This window comes from Bradyrhizobium sp. in8p8 (genome assembly GCF_000426845.1).
GTDB lineage: Bacteria > Pseudomonadota > Alphaproteobacteria > Rhizobiales > Xanthobacteraceae > Bradyrhizobium > Bradyrhizobium japonicum_C.
Genome location: NZ_AUGD01000002.1, coordinates 94,843 through 115,597, shown reverse-complemented (window position 1 = coordinate 115,597; position 20,755 = coordinate 94,843). Strand labels below are relative to the sequence as shown.

At 62.8% G+C, this 20,755-nt stretch carries 17 protein-coding genes; 10 read left to right on the top strand and 7 right to left on the bottom strand.

Translation table 11 applies throughout. The annotated features are described in order from the left end of the window. Positions 1–26 precede the first annotated feature (26 nt). From K408_RS0105795 to K408_RS0105765, 7 genes are read left to right on the top strand one after another with little or no spacing between them, the layout of a single operon-like run. Entirely contained in the window at positions 27–1,259 is a 1,233-nt protein-coding gene (locus K408_RS0105795; RefSeq protein ID WP_024341827.1) for an ABC transporter substrate-binding protein, read from the top strand. 32 nt (positions 1,260–1,291) lie between these two features. Next, on the top strand, positions 1,292–2,518 hold the full coding sequence (locus K408_RS0105790; RefSeq protein ID WP_024341828.1) for an ABC transporter substrate-binding protein: 1,227 nt from the start codon (positions 1,292–1,294) through the stop codon (positions 2,516–2,518). A 53-nt stretch (positions 2,519–2,571) separates the two neighbouring features. Continuing rightward, positions 2,572–2,952, top strand: coding sequence for a carboxymuconolactone decarboxylase family protein (locus K408_RS0105785; protein ID WP_024341829.1), 381 nt, complete (start codon positions 2,572–2,574; stop codon positions 2,950–2,952). Positions 2,953–2,967: 15 nt separating this feature from the next. Beyond that, positions 2,968–3,738 carry an SDR family oxidoreductase gene (locus tag K408_RS0105780; RefSeq protein WP_024341830.1) on the top strand — a complete coding sequence of 257 codons (771 nt, stop codon included), beginning with the start codon at positions 2,968–2,970 and terminating at the stop codon, positions 3,736–3,738. Between the two features lie 22 nt (positions 3,739–3,760). Beyond that, positions 3,761–4,501, top strand: coding sequence for an SDR family oxidoreductase (locus K408_RS0105775; protein ID WP_024341831.1), 741 nt, complete (start codon positions 3,761–3,763; stop codon positions 4,499–4,501). A gap of 23 nt (positions 4,502–4,524) precedes the next feature. Continuing rightward, positions 4,525–5,241, top strand: coding sequence for a GntR family transcriptional regulator (locus K408_RS0105770; protein ID WP_024341832.1), 717 nt, complete (start codon positions 4,525–4,527; stop codon positions 5,239–5,241). A 24-nt stretch (positions 5,242–5,265) separates the two neighbouring features. Further along, positions 5,266–6,240: a tripartite tricarboxylate transporter substrate-binding protein gene (locus K408_RS0105765; protein WP_024341833.1), complete on the top strand. Its 975-nt coding sequence runs from the start codon at positions 5,266–5,268 to the stop codon at positions 6,238–6,240. Between the two features lie 911 nt (positions 6,241–7,151). Here the strand turns inward: K408_RS0105765 and K408_RS37620 are convergent. After that, complete coding sequence (locus tag K408_RS37620) at positions 7,152–8,735, bottom strand: Fic family protein (RefSeq protein WP_024341834.1); 1,584 nt, start codon at positions 8,733–8,735, stop codon at positions 7,152–7,154. Between the two features lie 728 nt (positions 8,736–9,463). On the opposite strand from K408_RS37620, the gene K408_RS0105755 reads away from it, so the two are divergent. From K408_RS0105755 to K408_RS0105745, 3 genes are read left to right on the top strand one after another with little or no spacing between them, the layout of a single operon-like run. Further along, a complete protein-coding gene (locus K408_RS0105755) occupies positions 9,464–10,483 on the top strand; it encodes a TRAP transporter substrate-binding protein (RefSeq protein ID WP_024341835.1) in 1,020 nt (339 codons plus the stop codon). A 15-nt stretch (positions 10,484–10,498) separates the two neighbouring features. Beyond that, positions 10,499–12,388, top strand: coding sequence for a TRAP transporter large permease (locus tag K408_RS0105750; RefSeq protein ID WP_024341836.1), 1,890 nt, complete (start codon positions 10,499–10,501; stop codon positions 12,386–12,388). Positions 12,389–12,409: 21 nt separating this feature from the next. Then, positions 12,410–14,059, top strand: coding sequence for an acyl-CoA synthetase (locus K408_RS0105745; RefSeq protein ID WP_024341837.1), 1,650 nt, complete (start codon positions 12,410–12,412; stop codon positions 14,057–14,059). 64 nt (positions 14,060–14,123) lie between these two features. On the opposite strand, the gene K408_RS0105740 is transcribed toward K408_RS0105745, so the two are convergent. The 6 genes from K408_RS0105740 to metG all read right to left on the bottom strand — a co-directional run bounded on the left by K408_RS0105740 (position 14,124) and on the right by metG (position 20,749). Further along, positions 14,124–15,101 carry a TRAP transporter substrate-binding protein gene (locus K408_RS0105740; RefSeq protein WP_024341838.1) on the bottom strand — a complete coding sequence of 326 codons (978 nt, stop codon included), beginning with the start codon at positions 15,099–15,101 and terminating at the stop codon, positions 14,124–14,126. Between the two features lie 36 nt (positions 15,102–15,137). After that, the gene (locus K408_RS0105735) at positions 15,138–16,451 is read right to left on the bottom strand and encodes a TRAP transporter large permease (protein ID WP_024341839.1); all 1,314 of its coding nucleotides are present in this window, start codon (positions 16,449–16,451) and stop codon (positions 15,138–15,140) included. Positions 16,452–16,453: 2 nt separating this feature from the next. Then, the gene (locus K408_RS0105730) at positions 16,454–17,047 is read right to left on the bottom strand and encodes a TRAP transporter small permease (RefSeq protein WP_028145809.1); all 594 of its coding nucleotides are present in this window, start codon (positions 17,045–17,047) and stop codon (positions 16,454–16,456) included. Between the two features lie 136 nt (positions 17,048–17,183). Continuing rightward, the gene (locus tag K408_RS0105725) at positions 17,184–17,981 is read right to left on the bottom strand and encodes an MBL fold metallo-hydrolase (protein WP_024341841.1); all 798 of its coding nucleotides are present in this window, start codon (positions 17,979–17,981) and stop codon (positions 17,184–17,186) included. A 13-nt stretch (positions 17,982–17,994) separates the two neighbouring features. Beyond that, the gene (locus K408_RS0105720) at positions 17,995–18,771 is read right to left on the bottom strand and encodes a TatD family hydrolase (RefSeq protein ID WP_024341842.1); all 777 of its coding nucleotides are present in this window, start codon (positions 18,769–18,771) and stop codon (positions 17,995–17,997) included. 13 nt (positions 18,772–18,784) lie between these two features. Further along, a complete protein-coding gene (metG, locus tag K408_RS0105715; RefSeq protein ID WP_024341843.1) occupies positions 18,785–20,749 on the bottom strand; it encodes a methionine--tRNA ligase in 1,965 nt (654 codons plus the stop codon). Positions 20,750–20,755 lie beyond the last annotated feature (6 nt).

Below are 20,755 nucleotides of genomic sequence, written 5' to 3'. Positions count from 1 at the left end.
GAACAAATGACTAGGGAGAGAAAACAATGAAAAAGACATCGAACGGACTCACGCGCCGAACCGTGCTGTCCGGCGCTGCCGCCGTGGGGCTTGCCGGCGTGGCGCACGCGCAGACGCCGGCCGAGATCAAGGTCGGCCTCATCGTGCCGTTGTCGGGCATCTACACCCGCCCCGGCCAGGTGATGAAGATGGGCGCCGAGATGGGCATCGAGCACATCAATGCGCAAGGCGGCATCAAGGCGCTCGGCGGCGCCAAGCTGAAGTTGGTCGTGATCGACTGCGGCGACACCACCGAGAAGGCCAAGAACGCGGCGCAGCGCATGGTGGCGCAGGAGCCCGATCTGGTCGCCGCAACCGGCTCCTATCTCTCGTCCTTCACGTTGGCGGTCACCGAGGTGACCGAGCGCGCCGAGCTGCCGGTGCTGACTCTGTCCTATTCGGACCTTCTGACCGATCGCGGCTTTAAATACATCTTCCAGACCGCCGCGACCGCAAGCCGCCAGTCCGAGCTCGGCCTGCCGACTCTGATGAAGCTCGCCGAGAACGCCTCCGGCAAGAAGCCGAAGACCGTCGCGATGCTGATGGACAACACCGCGACTTCGGTTGCCACCGCGAAGGCGCTGAAGGAAAGACTGTTCGCGCAGGAAGGCCTCCAGCTGGTCGTCGAGGAGGTCTGGACCCCGCCGCTGTCGGATGCGACGCCGCTGATTCAGAAGGTTCGTTCGACCAAGCCCGACCTGCTGCTGTTCATGCCGAACGCGGTGTCGGACGCCAAGCTCGGGCTCGAGAAGATCAGCGAGTTCGGCCTCGGCCAGGGCAAGATCCCGACCGTGTCCTTCAGCATCACCATCGCCGAACCAGACATGCTCCAGAGCGTGAGCCCAGAGACCGTGCAGGGCATCATGACCATCGTCGCCAACTGGGGCTCGAAGGGTCACGAGGCGCTGATCGCCGAGCTGAAGGCCAAATACAAGGAGCCCTGGATGACACAGAACGTCATCTCGACCTATGGCGACATGTGGCTGATGAAGGAAGCCTTGGAAAAAGCTGGCAAGGCCGACCGCAATGCGGTCGCGCAGGCCTTCCGCACCATGGATGCCGGCCCGTCGAAATATTATCCGGGCGGCCAGCTCAAGTTCGACGAGAAGGGCCGCAGGATCGGCGCCGGCGTCGTCATCGTGCAATGGCAATCGGGCGTTCCGGTCACCGTCTATCCGCCCGAACTCGCGCAGGCACAGCCGTTCTGGCCGAAGAAGTAGCATCGCGCAATTTTTCAGGGAGGAGGATTGTCATGAGTAAATTCACGCTAAGTCGACGAACGCTGCTTGCCGGCGCGTCCGGCACGCTGATCGCATCTCGCGCCTGGGCCCAGCAACCTGCGGAAGTGAGGGTTGGCCTGCTGGTGCCGATCTCCGGCATGTACGCCCGCCCGGGCACGGTGATGCGTCATGGCGCCGAGATGGCGGTCGAGCACATCAACGCGCAAGGCGGCATCAAGGCGCTCGGCGGCGCCAAGCTGAAGCTCGTGGTGCTCGATTCCGGCGACTCCACCGAGAAGGCCAAGAACGCAGCCCAGCGCATGGTCGCGCAGGAGAGCGATCTGGTCGCGGCGAGCGGCGCCTACCTGTCGTCGTTCACGCTCGCGGTGACCGAGGTCACCGAACGTGCCAACCTGCCCGTCCTCACCCTCTCCTATTCCGACCTGATCACCGATCGCGGCTTCAAATACGTGTTCCAGACCTCGGCCACGGCAGGATCGCAGGCCCGTCAGGCCTTGCCGCAGATCATCAAGCTGGCGGAGACGGCGTCCGGCAAGCGACCGAAGACGGTCGCGATCCTCACCGACAACACGGCCGCGTCGATCGCCTCGGCGAAATCGATGCGCGAAGGCCTGCTGGCGGAAAACCAGCTGCAGCTGATAGTCGACGAGACGTTCACGCCGCCGCTGGCGGATGCGACATCGCTGGTGCAGAAGATCCGTTCGGCAAAGCCCGACCTGCTCTTCTTCCTCCCGACAGTGATCTCGGACGCAAAACTCCTGCTCGAAAAGATGAACGAGTTCGGCCTCGGTCAAGGCAAGATTCCCACGATCTCGTTCGGCATCGCCATCGCCGAGCCGGACATGCTGGAGACCGTGAGCCCCGAACTGCTCCAGGGGGTCCTGACCTGCGTTGCGAGCTGGGGCGCCAAAGGCCACGAGGCGCTGATCGCGGAATTGAAGACCCGCTACAAGGAGCCCTGGATGACGCAGAACGCGATCTCCACCTATGGCGACATGTGGGTGATCAAGGACGCGCTGGAGAAAGCCGGCAAGGCGGACCGCGTCGCCGTCGGCGAAGCCCTGCGCACCATGGATGCAGGTCCTTCGAAATATTACCCGCTCGGCGAGATCAAGTTCGACGAGAAGGGCCGCCGCGTCGGCGCCGGCATGACCATCGTGCAGTGGCAATCCGGCGTGCCGGTGACGGTGTTCCCGCCCGAGCTCGCGCTGGCAAAGCCATTCTGGCCCAAGAGCTAAGGTAAGAGCTGAGCTGAGAGCTGATACCGCCCGAAGGAGAAACGGAGAACAGAATGGACAAGGCGACCTACGACCGCGGTCTCGAAATTCGCAAGAGCGTGCTCGGCAACGAGTTCGTCGATGAGGCGATCGCATCCGCGGACGACTTCAACCGGCCGATGCAGGACCTCACCACGGAGTATTGCTGGGGCTACGTCTGGGGCCGCGAAGGCCTGACGCGGAAGACCCGCAGCTTCCTCAATCTGGCGATGCTCTGCGCGCTCAACCGGCCGCACGAGCTCAAGACCCACGTCCGCGGCGCGCTCGCCAACGGCGCAACCCGCGAGGAGATCCGCGAGGTCTTCATGCAGGTCGCGATCTATTGCGGCGTGCCCGCCGGCGTAGACGCGTTCCGGAACGCGAAGGAAGTCTTCGCCGAGCTCGACAAGAAGTAACGGAGCGCAGCTGCGATGAAGGACAATTGGGCGCTCGTGACCGGTGCGACGGCAGGCCTTGGCCTCGCCGTGGCCGAGGGCCTGGCCGGCGCGGGCGCCAATATTGTCCTTCATGATCTCGTTGCGCCGAAGCAGGCCGCGGACGATCTCCGCACCCGCTTCGGCGTCGAGGTCATCCCCGCCGCGGCCGACCTGGCCCGGCGGGACGCCATCGACACCATGATGGCCGACCTACTCGACCGCTGCGGCGCCATCGATATTCTCGTCAACAACGCGGTTGTCAGGCATTTCGCTGCGATCGAGCAGTTCCCGCCGGAGCGCTGGGACGAGGCGCTGGCCGTCAATCTGTCGGCGCCGTTCCACCTGATCCGGCTGGCTCTGCCGGCAATGAAGCAGCGTGGCTGGGGCCGGATCATCAACATGGGCTCGATCTATTCGAGCCGCGCGGTCGAGGACCGCATCGACTACGTCACCACCAAGACGGCGATCGCAGGCATGACCCGCGCCGTCGCCATCGAAACGGCGCGCAGCGGCATCACCTGCAACATGCTCTGCCCCGGCACGCTGCCAACGCCAGCGATCCTGAACAAGATCGCGGGGATGGCGGAGACCAGCGGCCGTCCCGTCGCCGAGGTGACGCGCGACTATCTCGGCGAACGCCAGCCGACGCACCGCTTCATCGACATGGGCGCAGTTGCGGCCATGGTCGTCTTTCTCTGCGGCCCCGCCGCAAACGACATCACCGGCGCCAGCCTGCCAATCGACGGCGGCTGGTCGGTCGCATGAGCACCGGAATGGGAGTTTCGCGATGACTGAACAATCGAGCCAAACCGTCGTGCTGACCGGTGCCGCCGGCGGCATGGGTCGCGCCATTACCGAGGCGCTGATCGACAGCGGCCGCCGCGTCGTGTTGGTCGACCGCGACGCCAGGGCGCTTCGGGAAGTGGCGGCGACGGGGGGCGACAAGGTGTTTCCGATCGAGCTCGACATCAGCGATGCAAAGGCCGTCGATCGCCTGCCCGATGCCATTCCCGATCATTTCAGGCCGGTCGGCGTCCTCATCAACAATGCCGGCCACGACATCGGCGGCCGGACGCGCTTCGACATCGGTTCTGCCGACGACTGGTCCAACATCATCCAGACCAATCTGATCGGCCTGATGCGCGTCACGCGCGCGATCCTCCCCGGCATGGTTCAGCGCGATGCCGGGCACATCGTCAATATCAGCTCCATCAACGCGGTACGGATCGTGCCCGACATGGCGGCCTACAGCGCCAGCAAGGCGGGCGTGCACATGTTCACCGAGACCCTGCGCGGCGAGCTGGCGGAGACCGCGATCCGGGTCACCGAGCTCCAGCCCGGCCTGACCCGCACCAACATCATCCTGACCCGCTACCGCGGCGATACGCAGAAGGAAAAGGACTATTTCGACCAGTTCAGGATGGCGCTCGATCCGGCCGATATCGCCCGGTCGATCGTCTTCGCGCTTGACCAGCCCGCCCACGTTCAAATTGCCGAAATGATGATTCTGCCTGTAAACCGGTACTGAGTTTTCCCGAACAGGACCCGGACATGGATAGACGCCGCGACTTGCAATCGACACTCCGCATCGAGGACGTCCCGACCGTCCGTGCGATGGTGGCGCAGAAGCTGCGTGAGGCGATCATGTCGGGAACGCTGAAGCCGGGCCAACGGCTGGTCGAGCGCGAGCTCTGCGAGATGATGGGCGTCAGCCGCCCCTCGATCCGCGAAGCGCTGCGTGCGCTCGAGGCCGACGGGCTCGTCAATATGGTGCCACACCGCGGCCCCGTGGTGTCCACCATCAGCCTCGAAGAAGCCCGGCAGCTCTACGCAGCGCGCGCCGTCCTCGAAGGCTTCGCCGGCCGCGAATGCGCCAGGCTTCACGACCCCGAGGTGGCCCGCCGGATCGGCGACGCCCTGACGCGGCTCAAGGCGGCCGCGGCCAAGCAAGACCTCATCGGATGCCTCGAAGCCAAGACCGAATTCTACGCGGCGCTGATCGGCGGCTGCCGCAATGCGTTCATCCAGCGCATGCTCAAGCCGCTGCACGACCGCATCCAGCTGTTGCGGATCACATCGATGTCGCAGCCGAAGCGCATCAACAAGAGCCTGCGCGAAGTCACCGCGATCTGGCGTGCGATCCAGGCCGGCGATGCGGACCTCGCCGAGCGCTGCTGCGTGGACCACATCAATGCGGCTGCGGTGGCCGCGCTCGACATGATCGAAAAATCGTCGGCGGCCAAGGAGGCGGCGCCTTCCGACGACTAGAACAATGCCGCCAGGGAGTGTTCGATGCCGTATCTCGTACGATCGCTAATCCTGCTTTTCCTGCTCTCTCCCAGCGGCACGGCCATCGCGGATGAATATCCCTCACGCCCGGTCACGATCATCGTGCCGTTCTCGGCTGGCGGTCCCGGAGACGTGATCGCGAGGATTCTCGGCAGCGCAATGAGCGCGGCGCTGAAACAGTCCATTGTGATCGAGAATGCCGTTGGTGCCGGCGGCACGCTCGGCACCAACCGCGTCGCCAAAGCCGCTCCTGATGGCTACACGCTGCTGCTGATGCATGTCGGCCAGGCGACAGCGCCCGCGCTGTACGCAAAGCTGCCGTTCGACCCCGTCGGCGACTTCGCCCCGATCGGGCTCGTCACCGACGTCCCGATGATCCTGGTGGCCCGGCCGAACTTTCCGGCCAAGGACTTGAGCGAGATGATCGCACGCATCCGCAGCGAAGGCGGCAAGATGACCTTCGGCAATGTCGGACTGGGCTCTGCCTCACAACTCTGCGGCCTGATGTTCATGAGCGCCACCGATACGAAGCTCACGCCGATCTACTACAAGGGTGGCGGGCCGGCGCTGAATGATGTGATCGCCGGGCATATCGACGTTTATTGTGATCCCGCGACCGGACCGACGCCATACATCCAGTCGAAGACGATCAGGGGTTACGCCATCACCAGCAAGACGCGTGTCGCGACCTTGCCCGACGTGCCGACCTCGGCCGAGGCTGGCGTTCCAGAATTTAACGTCACGACCTGGTACGGCCTGTACGCGCCGCGCGGCACGCCAAAGCCAGTCCTCGACCGACTTGTTGGTGCGTTGCAGGGCGCGCTGAGGGACCCCGTACTGGTCAACCGCTTTGCCGAGCTCAGCATGGCTCCGGTCGAGCCCGAGCGTGCGACGCCGGATGCCCTCGAAGGCTTCTTGAAAGCCGAGATCGGCAAATGGGGAATGATCATCAAAGCGGCCGGTATCGACCCGCAGTAGACCGCCAGCGGCGGAGAGTCGCCCTGTCAGGCCGTGCTTCGACGCAGGCAGGAGGACCGCATTTCGCGCCTTCTGTGCTCCGTGAAGCGATCCCATCATATACAATCGCAGTTTGGTGAGAAAATCGTATGATTGGTAGCGGGGGAGCGACTAGAACCCCGACGCTGGCCTTTTGTTTTTCTCACTGCAGCTCACTTTACATCTTGGGATTGACCGACGCTGAGCCCTGCTCGTGAGACTTTGCCGAGCCTGCGCACCGCCTCCGCTCTCCCCTCGTCAGCGCTTTCCGAACGCCGCGCGCAGGTCCAACGAACGACTACCTTGCGCTTGCCTCCGATGGATTTTTCTTGATCTCCCGGTGCACACGTTGTGCACACAATGCCTTCTAACCATTTGAAACACCTGAGCTCTCGGTCCAGTCCATCATTGGGCCAGTTTGAGCCAGTTGCAGGCACTCACGATGACGCTCGTCAGCACAACTGCCACGCATCTACGGCGCCCAGGTCTGCTCCTAACTTTGAGATCATCACGTGGAGCGAGGCGGTCCAGACTGCCGTATCTGGCCGTGACGACTTGGAGAGATCGGCGGTCGTCTCGCTGCAGGCCAAGATATCCTTGGCTCTAGTTGGTCTCACGCTGCAAGCGCCGAGCGCGACCGCGTGAATTCCGTCAACATCGCCGACGGCAGCTACTCACAGCTTCGGAACCGAAGGTTTATCTTCTTTCTCGATAACCCAGGGGCGACACTTTTTGTCGGGACGAAGCCTGAAATCCGAACGCACGGCCGATCTTCTGCAAGGTTTCCGACGCGTCTGTTTGCAGGTGCGTTGCGTGTGACGGAAAGCAAACTGGAATTCTCCGGGTGGCGCGTGGCCAGGAAGGCGTCGAATGCAATCAGCCAGGTTCCACGTTCACCGGCTAAGAGAGGCCGGCGAAAGGATCGTTTCCGGATTTTCTTCCGCTTCCCAGTAGCTGACGGGTGCTGGCATCTCGCCGCGCCAATCGATTTCAGTGGCCGGATTGTAGACCTCCAATCGGGCGTTTGCGTTGGGCTTCATGAAGGCGTTCGTCTTGGCCCATGCGATGATCGCATCGTCTACGGTTGGCACCTGAATCGCGGCCGTTGTCTCCTGGGCTCGAATACATGCCCTCGTGATCGGCGCCGGATCGCCACGCCGCGTCAGCGACCACATGCCTCCGATGTAGTCGTCCCGGAAGACCGTCGGGATAATGACGTGGGCCTGATCGGCCTGCAGCAGTTCCGACGTGAAATGGAGACGCGACATGCGACCGTTGCCGTCGTCGAAAGGATGCACCTCGGCAATGAGACAGTGGAGGAATAACCCGCGAGCAAATGGTTCGCTCAGGCCTTGAAGCAGGTCGTAACCGAATTTGAAGGTGCCGATGACAAGGTCCGGCGCGACCATTTGGATTCCGCCGACGCTATTCATCGTGGTCTTGAACTTGCCAGGCTGCTTCTCCGGGCGCGCCTCCATTAGCAATACATGGCGCGCGCGCAGCACGTTCTCGAATTCCTCGTAGTTTGAGGGCTTCGCCTTCAAAGCGCGCTCATCGGTCAGAAGACGGTAGGTTGCAAGGATGTCGTGACCGTCGGCGGGGCGATTGACCGGCGCCTGACCGCTGAAGACGATCCGCTGCGCCTCCTTGGGAGTGAATTCGGTGCCCTCGATGAAATTGGAGAAGTAGGCTTCGATGAAGGCGGTCGACTGACGGACTGCGCCGTCACTCGATGCAGGCAGGTTCTGAAAAGTCAGGGACTTCAAGTGCGAGAACAAGGCTTGCAGGCGCTCGACGCAGGCCTTGTCTGCTCCAGATGCACGCACTTTGGCAGCCTGACTGGCGAAGCGAGTCTTCTGCGTCCCAAGGAGTGCTCCCATGAGACGGTCGAGCTTCTTGAATTCTTCCTCGGCTTCGAGTTGGGGCGCCAAGGCGCGCGCCTGATCGCGGATCTCGTTGAAATTTTCGGTGCCGCCGGAATCGAGGAGCGTGACGAGGTACTCTTCGAATTCGTCGTCCCGGAGATTTCGCTGGATGCCGCCACGCGCGCGAGATGGCATAAGATTTTCGAGGAGCGCGCGCGCCCGCGAAGGGACATAAAAGCTTGCCGTTGTCATTGGCGTGTCGCCGGGCAACGCCGACGGTCCACGGATTAGTCTCACCTCCATTCCGGGAAGCTCGACGTTGCGCGTCGCATACGGGCCAGTCAGGAACACGTACGATCTTCCGTTCTTCTCCGGCTGGTACACGCTGACCTTTGCGCCCGTCCGCGACGTTATGACGGTGTTCGGGAAGAGGTGAGGAAGGATGTACCAGACGTTGCGTTTCACGACGGCTGCCAGGTCGTCGTGAAGGTTCGACGTGTAGACGCGCTCGGTGATCTGCCTCAGTTCTCCGGCCTCGGCCCGGCGGCGGATCTGCCGGTTTGCCGTTTCGTCGTCGCCGGTCGTGATCTGGATTTCCCCGAACGACACCATCTGCAGTCTCGGTCCGTATAAGTCGATTAAGCCTCAGCCTTGTCCGTAAAATTGGATTAACGGCCCGGCTTTGTCCGTAAAGCTCGATCAGCTGTCGCCGTATTATTCGATTAAGTCTGCCTTCGCAAGCCAAACGTCCGTAAAATTCGATTAATTATCCATTTTTGTCCGTAAAAGTCGATTAGACGCGCGAGCCGCTCCGCCTCACCCTCCTTCCGGGACGTCTTTCCTGGTCCTGAGATGCCTGAACAGGTGAGATCCGCTCTTTGAGGTCCCTGCCCTCAACTCCCGGCCACCCCTTGAACCCGCTGGGGTCAAAATGACTCCGATGGAACCCGAATTCCGACCAAATGACTCTGATGGAACCTGAATAGACTCTGAAGGAGCCAACATCTGTGGGCTGAAACTATTGGTTTTTCTCGACCCGAGACTCAGATCGAACGCGAAACGACAACACTTAGATCGAAATGTTGCCGCGCTACCTTCGCTCGGCACCGTTTCGCCTCCACGCATCGACGATCGCGTCAGATCCTTGACAGCTACTGTGCATGGGGTTGTTTTTCAGGTTTGGAGATTGGACCGGTGCGCCGAAAGCCGATGTTGCCGTGACTTCGTCCGGCTGCAATAAGCGGGGCCCGCGAGATCGCTGATGACCTTCAGGCTGACCGTCCGTATAGGTTTGCATCTCACAACAACAACAACAACACACTTCCCAAGGAAGCAGACCCATGAGCTTTTCCCGACGCACGCTTCTCAAGGCCTCCGCCGCGACCGCGGTCCTGGGCGGCATCGGTGCACCGCATGTGGCCCGCGCGCAGAGCGCCGAGTTCACCTACAAATACGCCAACAACCTGCCTGACACACATCCGCTCAACGTCCGCGCCAGGGAAATGGCGGCAGCGATCAAGAGCGAGACCAACGGCAAGTTCGACCTCCAGATCTTCCCGAACAACCAGCTTGGTTCCGACACCGACATGCTGAGCCAGATCCGCTCCGGCGGCGTCGAGTTCTTCACGCTGTCCGGCCTGATCCTGTCGACCCTGGTTCCGGCCGCGTCGATCAACGGCATCGGCTTCGCGTTCCCGGACTACGACACGGTCTGGAAGGCCATGGACGGCGATCTTGGTGCCCACGTGCGCGGCGAGATCAAGAAGGCCGGCCTCGAGGTCATGGACAAGATCTGGGACAACGGCTTCCGCCAGACCACGTCCTCGACCAAGCCGATCACCGGCCCTGATGACCTCAAGGGTTTCAAGATCCGCGTCCCGGTGTCGCCGCTGTGGACCTCGATGTTCAAGGCGTTCGACGCGGCGCCCGCCTCGATCAATTTCAGCGAGGTCTATTCCGCGCTCCAGACCAAGATCGTCGAGGGCCAGGAGAACCCGCTGGCGATCATCTCGACCGCAAAGCTCTACGAGGTGCAGAAGTACTGCTCGCTGACCAACCACATGTGGGACGGCTTCTGGTTCCTGGCCAACCGCAGGGCCTGGGAAAGGCTGCCGCAGGATGTGCGCACAGTCGTCGCCAAGAACATCAATGCCGCTGCCGTCAAGGAGCGTGAGGACACCGCCAAGCTCAACGCCAGCCTCCAGCAGGAGCTCGCGGGCAAGGGCCTGACCTTCAACCAGCCCGCCGTCGCGCCATTCCGGGACAAGTTGCGCACCGCCGGCTTCTATGCCGAGTGGAAGGGGAAGTATGGCGACCAGGCCTGGGGCCTCCTGGAAAAGGCCGTCGGCAAGCTGTCGTAACGCGTTGCGGCCGTCATGGCTCATGTCGGGATCGAAATGACCGAACTGGCGGGTGAGGCGGCGTCTCAATCCCCTCGCCGACCTTCGTTGCTGGCTTCGGCCGAGCGCATGCTCGGTCTCGTCGTCGAAATCCCGGCGGCGATCCTGGTCGTCGCCGAGATCGTGATCCTGTTTGCCGGCGTGGTCGCGCGCTACGGCTTTCAGCGGCCGCTGATCTGGTCCGACGAGCTCGCTTCGATTCTCTTCCTGTGGCTCGCGATGCTCGGCGCGGCGGTCGCATTCCGTCGCTCCGAGCACATGCGCATGACGGCGATCGTCGCCAGCGCCAGGCCGGCGATGCGGGCGTATCTCGATCTGGTCGCGACCTCGGCGGCGCTGGCGTTTCTATTGCTGATCGTCTGGCCGGCCTGCGACTATGCCTATGAGGAGAGCTACATTACGACGCCGGCGCTGCAGATCTCCAACATGTGGCGAGCTGCGGCGCTGCCGGTCGGCATCGGCCTGATGGCGGCCTTCGCCTTGTTGCGCCTGCTGCGTTCCGCCGATTACCGGATGGTCGCTGCATCGCTCGTCACCGTCGCCGCCGTGATCGGCCTGTTCTGGCTTTCGGAGCCGCTCCTGCGGCCGCTCGGCAATCTCAACCTCGTCATCTTCTTCGTCGCCGTCGCCGGCTTCTGCGTCTTTGCCGGCGTTCCCATTGCATTCGGCTTTGGCCTCGCGATCTTCGGTTATCTGGCGCTGACCACGCGCACGCCCGTCATGGTGCTGGTCGGGCGAATGGACGAAGGCATGAGTCACCTGATCCTGCTTTCGGTGCCGCTGTTCGTCTTCCTGGGCGTTCTGATCGAGATGACCGGCATGGCCAGGGCCATGGTAGCGTTCCTGGCAAGCCTGCTCGGCCATATCAGGGGCGGCCTGCATTATGTGCTGGTCGGCGCGATGTACCTGGTCTCCGGCATATCAGGCGCCAAGGCCGCCGACATGGCGGCGGTGGCGCCCGTCCTGTTCCCGGAGATGAAAGAGCGTGGCGCCAAGCCGGGCGATCTCGTCGCGCTTCTTGCGGCCACGGGCGCCCAAACCGAGACCATTCCGCCGAGTCTGGTGCTGATCACGATCGGCTCCGTGACGGGCGTCTCCATCGCCGCCCTCTTCACCGGCGGCCTGTTGCCCGGTGTCGTGCTTGCGATCACGCTGTGCATGCTGGTTTGGTGGCGCTATCGCCACGAGGACATGAGCCATGTCCGCCGCGCCACGGCATCCGAGATCGGCAGGACCTTCATCGTCGCCCTGCCCGCGCTCGCGCTGCCCTTCGTGATCCGCTACGCCGTGGTCGAGGGTATCGCGACCGCAACCGAAGTCTCCACCATCGGCATCGTGTATGGCGCCCTCGTTGGCCTCCTCGTCTACCGCCGCTTCGACTGGCGGCGGATATTTCCGATGCTGGTGGAGACCGCATCGCTCTCCGGCGCAATCCTCCTGATCATCGGCACAGCGACGGGCATGGCCTGGGGTCTGACCCAATCCGGCTTCTCGCGCTCGCTGGCATCCGCCATGACGGGATTGCCCGGAGGCGCCGCGACCTTCATCGCCGTCTCGATCCTGGCTTTCACCATTCTCGGCAGCGTGCTTGAGGGCATTCCGGCCATCGTGCTGTTCGGGCCGCTGCTGTTTCCGATCGCCCGCGCCGTCGGCGTGCACGAGGTGCACTATGCGATGATCATTATTCTGGCCATGGGTATCGGACTATTCGCCCCGCCCTTCGGCGTCGGCTATTATGCCGCCTGCGCCATCGGACGCGTCGATCCGGCCGAAGGTATCCGGCCGATCTGGGGCTACCTGCTGGCGCTGCTGGTGGGATTGATCATCGTCGCGATCTTCCCCTGGATCTCGATTGGATTCCTTTGACGCCATTTAAGGAGTGAGTCGATGAGTGAGCGGCAGAACCCGTACAATGTCGGGCTCGACAAGACTCCGGCCAACTACGTGCCGTTAAGCCCGCTGAGCTTTCTCGCGCGCAGTGCCGCCGTCTATCCCGATCATGTCAGCACGGTCTACGAGGGACGCAGCTTCACCTGGGCGCAGACCGCCGATCGCTGCAAGCGTTTCGCGTCCTGGCTCTCGAGCAAGGGCATCGGCGTTGGCGACACAGTCGCGGCCATGCTGCCGAACATCCCGGCGATGAACGAGGCGCACTTCGCCGTTCCCATGACGGGCGCCGTGCTCAACGCATTGAACATACGCCTCGATGCACCCTCGATCGCGTTTCAGCTCGACCATGGCGGCGCCAAGATCATTCTGGTCGATCCCGAGTTTTCGGGCGTCATCAGCGACGCACTGGCTCAGATGAGCGGTCCGAAACCGCTGGTGGTCGACGTCGACGACGCCGCGTTCAAAGGCGGCAAGCGCATTGGCGAGATCGAATATGAGGCGGCGGTCGTGCAAGGGGATCCGAACTTCACAGCGATCCCGCCGCGGGACGAATGGGACGCCATCGCGCTCGGTTACACCTCGGGCACGACGGGCAATCCCAAGGGCGTCGTCACCCACCATCGCGGCGCCTATCTCAACGCCGTCAGCAACATCCTTGCCGGCAATCTCGGTCAGCATCCGGTCTATCTCTGGACGCTGCCGATGTTCCATTGCAACGGCTGGTGCTTTCCCTGGACGATCGCGGCCGCCGCCGGCGTCAATGTCTGCCTGCGCAAGGTCGAGCCGACCAAGATCTTCGAGCTGATCAAGCAGCACGGCGTCACCCACATGTGCGGCGCGCCGATTGTCTACAACACGCTGATCAACGCGCCCGATGCGCCGAAAGGAAATGCTGTCCGCCGCCTGGTGGGCCTGATCGCAGGCGCAGCGCCACCGGTCGCCGTGCTCGAAGGCGCCGAAAGCATCGGCATCAAGCTGACGCATGTCTACGGTCTGACCGAGGTTTACGGTCCCGCCTCCGTCTGCGCCGAGCAGCCCGGCTGGGACGAGCTTGCGCCTGCCGAACGCGCCCGCATGAAGCGCCGGCAGGGCGTGCCCTACCCGCTCCAGGAAAGCGTCACCGTGATCAATCCGCAGACCATGCAGGAAGTCCCGCGCGATGGCGAGACCATCGGCGAGGTCATGTTCCGCGGGAACATCGTTATGAAGGGCTATCTCAAGAACGAGAAAGCGACCAAGGAAGCCTTCGAAGGCGGCTGGTTTCACACCGGCGACCTCGGCGTGCTCGACGAGCACGGCTACGTGATCATCAAGGACCGTTCCAAGGACATCATCATTTCCGGCGGCGAGAACATCTCCTCCGTCGAGGTCGAGGACATCCTCTACAAGCACCCGGCCGTCTTGTTTGCAGCCGTGGTCGCAAAGCCCGATCCGAAATGGGGCGAAGTGCCCTGCGCCTTCGTCGAATTGAAGGACGGTGCACACGCGACCGAGGCTGACATCATTGCGTTCTGTCGCAGCCACATGTCGGGCTTCAAGACCCCGAAGGCCGTCGTGTTCGGGTCGATCCCCAAGACCTCGACCGGCAAGATCCAGAAATTCCTGCTGCGCAACGAGGTTGGCTCGGCGCAGGCGATTTCGAGCTGATTCAACTGCCGGATGGCCTTCCGCCCCCGCGCCGGAAAGCGGAGAGCGGAAGGCTGCATCGGTCTCACATCTTCTTGTAGGCGTCGACGATAGCCTGGCCGTCGGCCCCGGCCTTCTTGAGCCAGTCGGCCGTGAGCTGCTCACCAATCTTCTGGAAGCCGGACTTGAGCGCCGGGCTCGGCGGCTCGACGGTCATGCCTTTCGCCTTGAGTTGATCGAGGTACCAGGTGCTCTTGTCCTGCCAGGCCTTCCAGCCGCGGGTTTCCGCGGTCGCAGCGGCCTTGAGAATGGCCTCCTGGGTCGCCTTGTCGAGTGCCTCGAATGCGGCCTTGTTGACGAACGTGTAGTCTTTGGGAATCCAGGCCTGCACGTCATAGAAATACTTGAGCGACTCCCAGGCCTTCACGTCGTAGCCGGTGCCCCCCGAGGACATGAAGGAGTTCACGACGCCGGTCGCCAGCGCCTGCGGCAGCTCGGCCGCCTGGATCGTGACCGACTGGGCGCCCACCAATTCGCCGATACGCGCAGTCCCGACATTGTAGGCACGCCACTTCAAGCCCTTCATGTCTTCGATCGCCGCGAGCGGCTTGTTGACGTAGACGCCCTGGGGCGCCCATGGCACGACGAACAGCAGTTTGAGACCCTGCGCGTCGAGCTTCTTGGCGATCGCGGGCTTGGACGCCTGATACAGCTTCATCGCGTCGGGGAAGCTGGTCGCGAGAAACGGTACGACGTCGACGCCGAACAGCGGGTCCTCGTTCTCGTGGATCGACAACAGCACTTCGCCCATCTGCGCCTGCCCGGTTACCACCGCACGCTTGATGTCGGGTGCTTTGAACAGGGAGGCGCCGGGATGAACCGTGATCTGGAGCTTGCCGGAAGTGGCGGCTTCGACATCCTTGGCGAAGGCCACCAGGTTTTCGGAGTGCGGATTGTCGGCAGGATACGCTGCCGGCAGATTCCATTTGGTCTGAGCCAAAGCGGGGGTTGCAGCCAGCATCGCGCCAGCGATCAAGGATGCGCGAACTAAACGAGACATCATCAGGCTTCTCCTCACAGTCAATCGGAAACGGCTATATCAGTCTGGGAAAGCAAGCTTGGGCAAGAACATCACGATCTGCGGATACTCCGTGATGATGAATACGGCAGCCAGCAATAGCACGAAGAACGGGAATGTCGCCCGCGCTACAGTGAACGTATCACGACCGCTCATGTTCTGGAGCACGAAAAGATTGAAGCCAACCGGCGGTGTGATTTGCGCCATCTCGACGTGAATGATGAGATAAACGCCAAACCAGACCAGATCGAGCCCGGCCTGCCTGACCATTGGCAGCACGATGACGGCAGTCAGAACGATCATCGATATGCCGTCGATCAGGCAGCCCAGGATGATGTACATGATGCTCAGATACAGTGCGAGCATGCTCGGCGTGAGCTGCTGGCCCTGCACCCAGGTGGCGAGCGCGGCCGGAATGCCCGTATAGGCCATCGCAGCCGTGGTGTAGGCCGCGCCTGCCAGGATCAGCATGATCATGCAGGTGAGGCGCGTCGCGCTCATGATGCTCTCGAGGAAATTCTTGCGCGTGAGCGTGCCGCTCCACCATGCCAGCAGCAACGCGCCCGTGACGCCCCATGCCGCGCATTCCGTGGCCGTGGCGAAGCCCAACACGAGTGAAAGAAAGACGGCCAGGATCAGGAGCAAGCAGGGTGCGAGCTTGGCCGACTCTCGCAATTTCTGTCGGAACGGCATCGGCGGATCGCGCGGCGGGACCTTGTTGGGATTGAGCAGCGACCAGATGATGATGTAGCCGGAATAGAGCACCATCACGAGGACGCCCGGCAGGAATCCGCCGAGGAACACCTGAAGCACCGAAACATTCGCGGTGACCGCGTAAACCACCATCGGGATCGAGGGCGGAATCAGCAGGCCGAGCGTGCCGGCGCCTGCGAGCGATCCGAGGCTGAGGCTCTTGTCGTAGCCGCGCTTGTCGAGCTCGGGCAGCGCAATCTTGCCGATGGTCGCGCAGGTCGCGGCGGACGAGCCCGACACTGCCGCGAAGATGCCGCAGCCGATCACGTTGACATGCGTGAGCCGCCCGGGCAGCCACTGAACCCAGGGCGACAGTCCCCGGAACATTTCTTCCGACAGTTTGGTGCGGAAGAGGATCTCGCCCATCCAGATGAACAGCGGCAGCGCGGCCAGCGTCCACGAGGAGCTGGCGCTCCAAGTTGTGGTGGCGAGCACGGCGCCGAGCGGCAAGCTGGTCGTCAGCGCCATCGCTACGAAGCCGACGAGGCCGAGCGAGACTGCGATCCACACGCCGCTTCCCAGCAGCAGAATCATTACGCCGAGCAGGACGAACGCCAGCTCGATCATGCCGAGATTGGCCATGGTCAACCTCCGCCGCCCTGCGAGATGCGCTCGATGAATTCGTCCGGCGTCTCGTCCGGCGAGCCCTTCTCGTAGCTCGGGCGATTGCCGCCGGCGACATTGACCAATTCATCGATGAGCGCGATCGACAGGATCGCGAGGCCGCCGGCAAAGCCGAGCTGCGGAATCCAGAGCGGAAGTGCGATGACGCCCTGGGCCACATCGTTGAAGCGCCAGGAGTCGTAAGTCATCTGCACGGCATAGCGCGTGAAATAGAGAATGAAGGCGGTGGCAATCCCGAGCGCCAAGATCTCCGCGATCTGCTTGGTCCGCCCGTGCAGGCGTTCCAGCAAGAGTCCCACCCGGATCATCTCCCCGCGCTTGAATGTGTGCGCGAGACCGAGGAAAGCCATCGCCGCCATGCACCAAGACGCGAAATCATCGCCGGCGGGAATGTTGATCGCGAACTGGCGCCCGACGGACATGGCCATCATGATTGCGAAGATTGCGACCAGGAAGACGCCCGCGGCGTAGCCCGCGCCGAGATAAAGCAGGTCCAGAGCGCGGCGCACCGGTCCTCGAGCTCCTACATCGTCTCCTGCCAACGCAATCCCCATCCTCACACGAAGCGATTCAATCGACCACGCCGGATCGTGTCTGAATATCGCCCCACCCAACGCCTGTTAGATCAACATGATGCGGCCTGTGCAAGCAAGGAGTGTGCCGGCATGTGCCGGAATTTCTACCTCAGGTTCAATGCGTCTCCAGCCGCAGCCCGTCATAGGCTGGCACCACGCCGGCCGGCAGCGACTGCCTGATGACCTCGTAATCGACATCGGCCGTCATGTTGGTGATGACTGCGCGCTTTGGCTTGAACCGTTCGATCCACGACAGCGCGTCGTTGATGCTGAAATGGCTGACATGGCTGGTATAGCGCAGACCATCGACGATCCAGAGATCGAGATTTTCCAGTGCACCCCAGCTCTCGCGCGGGATGTCGTTGAGATCAGGCGTGTAGGCGGCATCGCCGATGCGGTAGCCGAGCGCGGGAATGTTGCCGTGCTGCACCAGGAAGGCGGTCATCGTCACCGCCCCGCCCTTCCCCAGGATGGTCTGGCTTTCGCCAGCTTCAATCGAGTGCCGGGTCAGGATCGGCGGATAATCGCTGCCCTCTGGCGAAATGAAGCAATAGGAAAACCGGGACAGGATGTCTTTGGCCGTCGACTGGTTGAAATAGGTCGGGATACGCCGGCGCATGTGCATGACGACGGAGCGAAGATCGTCCATGCCGTGGGTCTGATCGGCATGCTCGTGCGTCAGGAACACCGCGTCGATGTGGTCGACATTGGTCGAGAGCAATTGCTCGCGCAGGTCGGGCGAGGTGTCGATCAGGATGCGTGTCGTGCCATGCTCGGAGATCCGTTCGACCAGCAGCGAACAGCGACGACGGCGGTTCTTGGGATTGTTGGGATCGCAGGCGCCCCAGCCGAGCGCCGGGCGGGGAACGCCGGCGGAGGAGCCGCAGCCCAGGATCGTCAACGTCAGCGTCATGTAGCTCCCAGTCTCAAGCTTTCACCTTCGAGAACAGACGGAAGAAGTTTTCGGTCGTCTGGCGCGAGATCTCGTCGAGCGAGACTCCGCGAGTCTCTGCCAACACCTTTGCGACCTCGACCACGTAAGCGGGCTCGTTGCGTTTGCCCCGAAATTTACCCGGTGCGAGATAGGGCGAATCCGTTTCGACCAGGATGCGATCGGACGGCAATTCGGCCGCGAGCGTGCGCAAGGCCTCCGATTTCTTGAACGTCAGGATGCCGGTGAAGCCAACATAGAGCCCGAGCGACACCGCCTTCAGCGCCAGCTCTCGCCCGCCGGTGTAACAATGCAGCACGGCGCGAAACGATCCCTTTGCTGTTTCCTCTTCCAGGATGCGTGCGCAGTCCTCGTCGGCCTCGCGGGTGTGGATCACCAGCGGCAGGCCGGTGGCACGAGCGGCGGCGATGTGGGTGCGAAAGCCCCTCGCCTGCGCCTCCGGCGAGCCGTTATCGTAGAAATAGTCGAGCCCGGACTCGCCGAGCGCGACGACCTTGGGGTGCTCCGTCAATGCAACAAGCTCGTCCGGCGCGATGCCGTCTTCCTCGTCCGCGTTGTGCGGATGGGTGCCGACTGAGCAATATACGTCGTCGTAACGGTCGGCGATCGCGAGTAGGTCCTTCAGCCGCCGCACCCGCGTCGAGATCGTGACCATGCGCACGATGCCGGCAGCTCGCGCCCGCGACACGATCCCGTCGAGATCTTCCGCAAAGTCCGGAAAATCCAGATGGCAGTGGCTGTCGACCAACATTGCGCGAACGCCTCTAGGCCGCCGGCTCGACGTAGCGCGGGAATGCCGGCGTCGGTGCCGGCAAGATCGAGCCGGGCGCGATCCGCTTGGCGCCACCGAGCATCGCGAAATTGCGTTCGTCTGCGGGGATGCCGAGGCTGTCGAGCAGCAATCCCGAGGCCGTCGGCATCGCCGGCTGGGCCAGGATCGCGATCTGCCGCACGACCTCGGCGGTGACATAAAGCACCGTCCTCTGCCTGACGGGATCAGTCTTCGCGAGCGCCCACGGCGCCTCTCCCGCAAAGTAGCGGTTGGCTTCTGCGACCACGGCCCACACGGCGTTCAGCCATTGATGGATCTGCTGCGTCGCCATGGCTTCGCGTGACGTGGCAACCATGCCGTCGGCCATCGCAAGGATTGCCTTGTCATTGTCGCTGAACTCGCCGGGCTCCGGCAGCACGCCGCCGAGCTGCTTGGCGATCATCGACAACGAGCGTTGCGCGAGATTGCCGAGGTCGTTGGCAAGATCGGCATTGATCCGCGCGACGATGGCCTCGTGGTTGTAATTGCCGTCCTGCCCGAACGGCACCTCGCGCAGGAAGAAGTAGCGCAGCTGGTCGACGCCGTACTGCTCGGCGAGGTTGAAGGGATCGACGACATTGCCGACCGATTTCGACATCTTCTCGCCCCTGTTGAACAGGAAGCCGTGGGCATAGACCCGCTTCGGCAGCGGAATCCCGGCCGACATCAGAAACGCCGGCCAATACACGGCGTGAAAACGGATGATGTCCTTGCCGATGATGTGCACATCGGCCGGCCAATAGCGCCAGTTCGCATCCTGCTCGTCGGGGAAGCCGACGCCCGTGATGTAGTTGGTCAGTGCGTCGACCCAGACATACATCACGTGCTCTTCGTCGCCAGGCACTTTCACACCCCAGTCGAAGGTGGTGCGCGAGATCGAGAGGTCGCGAAGACCGCTCTTGACGAAGCTCACCACCTCGTTCTTCCGGGAGTCCGGACCGATGAAATCAGGGTGATCGGCATAGAGCTTCAGCAGCTTGTCCTCGTATGCGGACAGACGGAAGAAATAGCTCTTCTCCTCGACCCATTCGACAGGCGTGCCCTGCGGTCCAAGCCTGACGCCATCATCGTTCAGGCGCGTCTCGTCCTCAGCGTAATAGGCCTCGTCGCGCACCGAGTACCAGCCGGCATATGTGTCGGCATAGATGTCGCCGTTCGCCTCCATGCGCCGCCAGATCTCCTGGCTGGAGCGGTGATGCTGCTCCTCCGTGGTGCGGATGAACCGGTCGAACGACACGTTCAGGCGTTCGTCCATCTCCCTGAAACGGCCGGCATTGCGGGTCGCAAGCGCGGCGGCGGACATGCCTTCGCCGGCCGCCGTCTGCACCATCTTCTGACCGTGCTCGTCGGTGCCGGTCAGGAAGAACACGTCCTTGCCGTCGAGCCGGGCAAAGCGCGCCAGCACGTCGGTCGCGATCGCCTCATAGGCATGGCCGATATGCGGGCTGCCGTTGGGATAGGCGATAGCTGTCGTGACGTAGAACACGTTGTCGCGCGAGGGGTTGGCAACGGGCGCTGCGGGCTTCGGCGCACGCGGCACCTTCGGAGTCGAGATCTTCGGCTTCGCTGCCTTCGGCGGCGTAACGGCGGAAGCTGGCTTGACGATCACTGCAGGCGCAGTGCCCCTCACCGTCCTGGCCACTTTCTTCGCCGGAGCTCCAGCTGCTTTCTTGGCCGCCCTCTTCACCGTCTTCTTGGCAGCCAGCTGCTTCCTAGCAGCCTTCTTGCCGGCCTTCCTTGCCGTCCTGGCAGCGCTTTTCTTGGCGTGAGCCGTCTTCGACTTGGCTGCCTTCTTGGCACTCTTCGCAGTCTTGCGCGTGCGCCCCCTCACGGCCTTCTTCGTGGCTTTCTTGACGGCTTTTTTCGCAGCCTTCTTGCCGCTCTTGCTCTTGACGGTTTTCCTAGCTCGCGTTGCCACCACGAA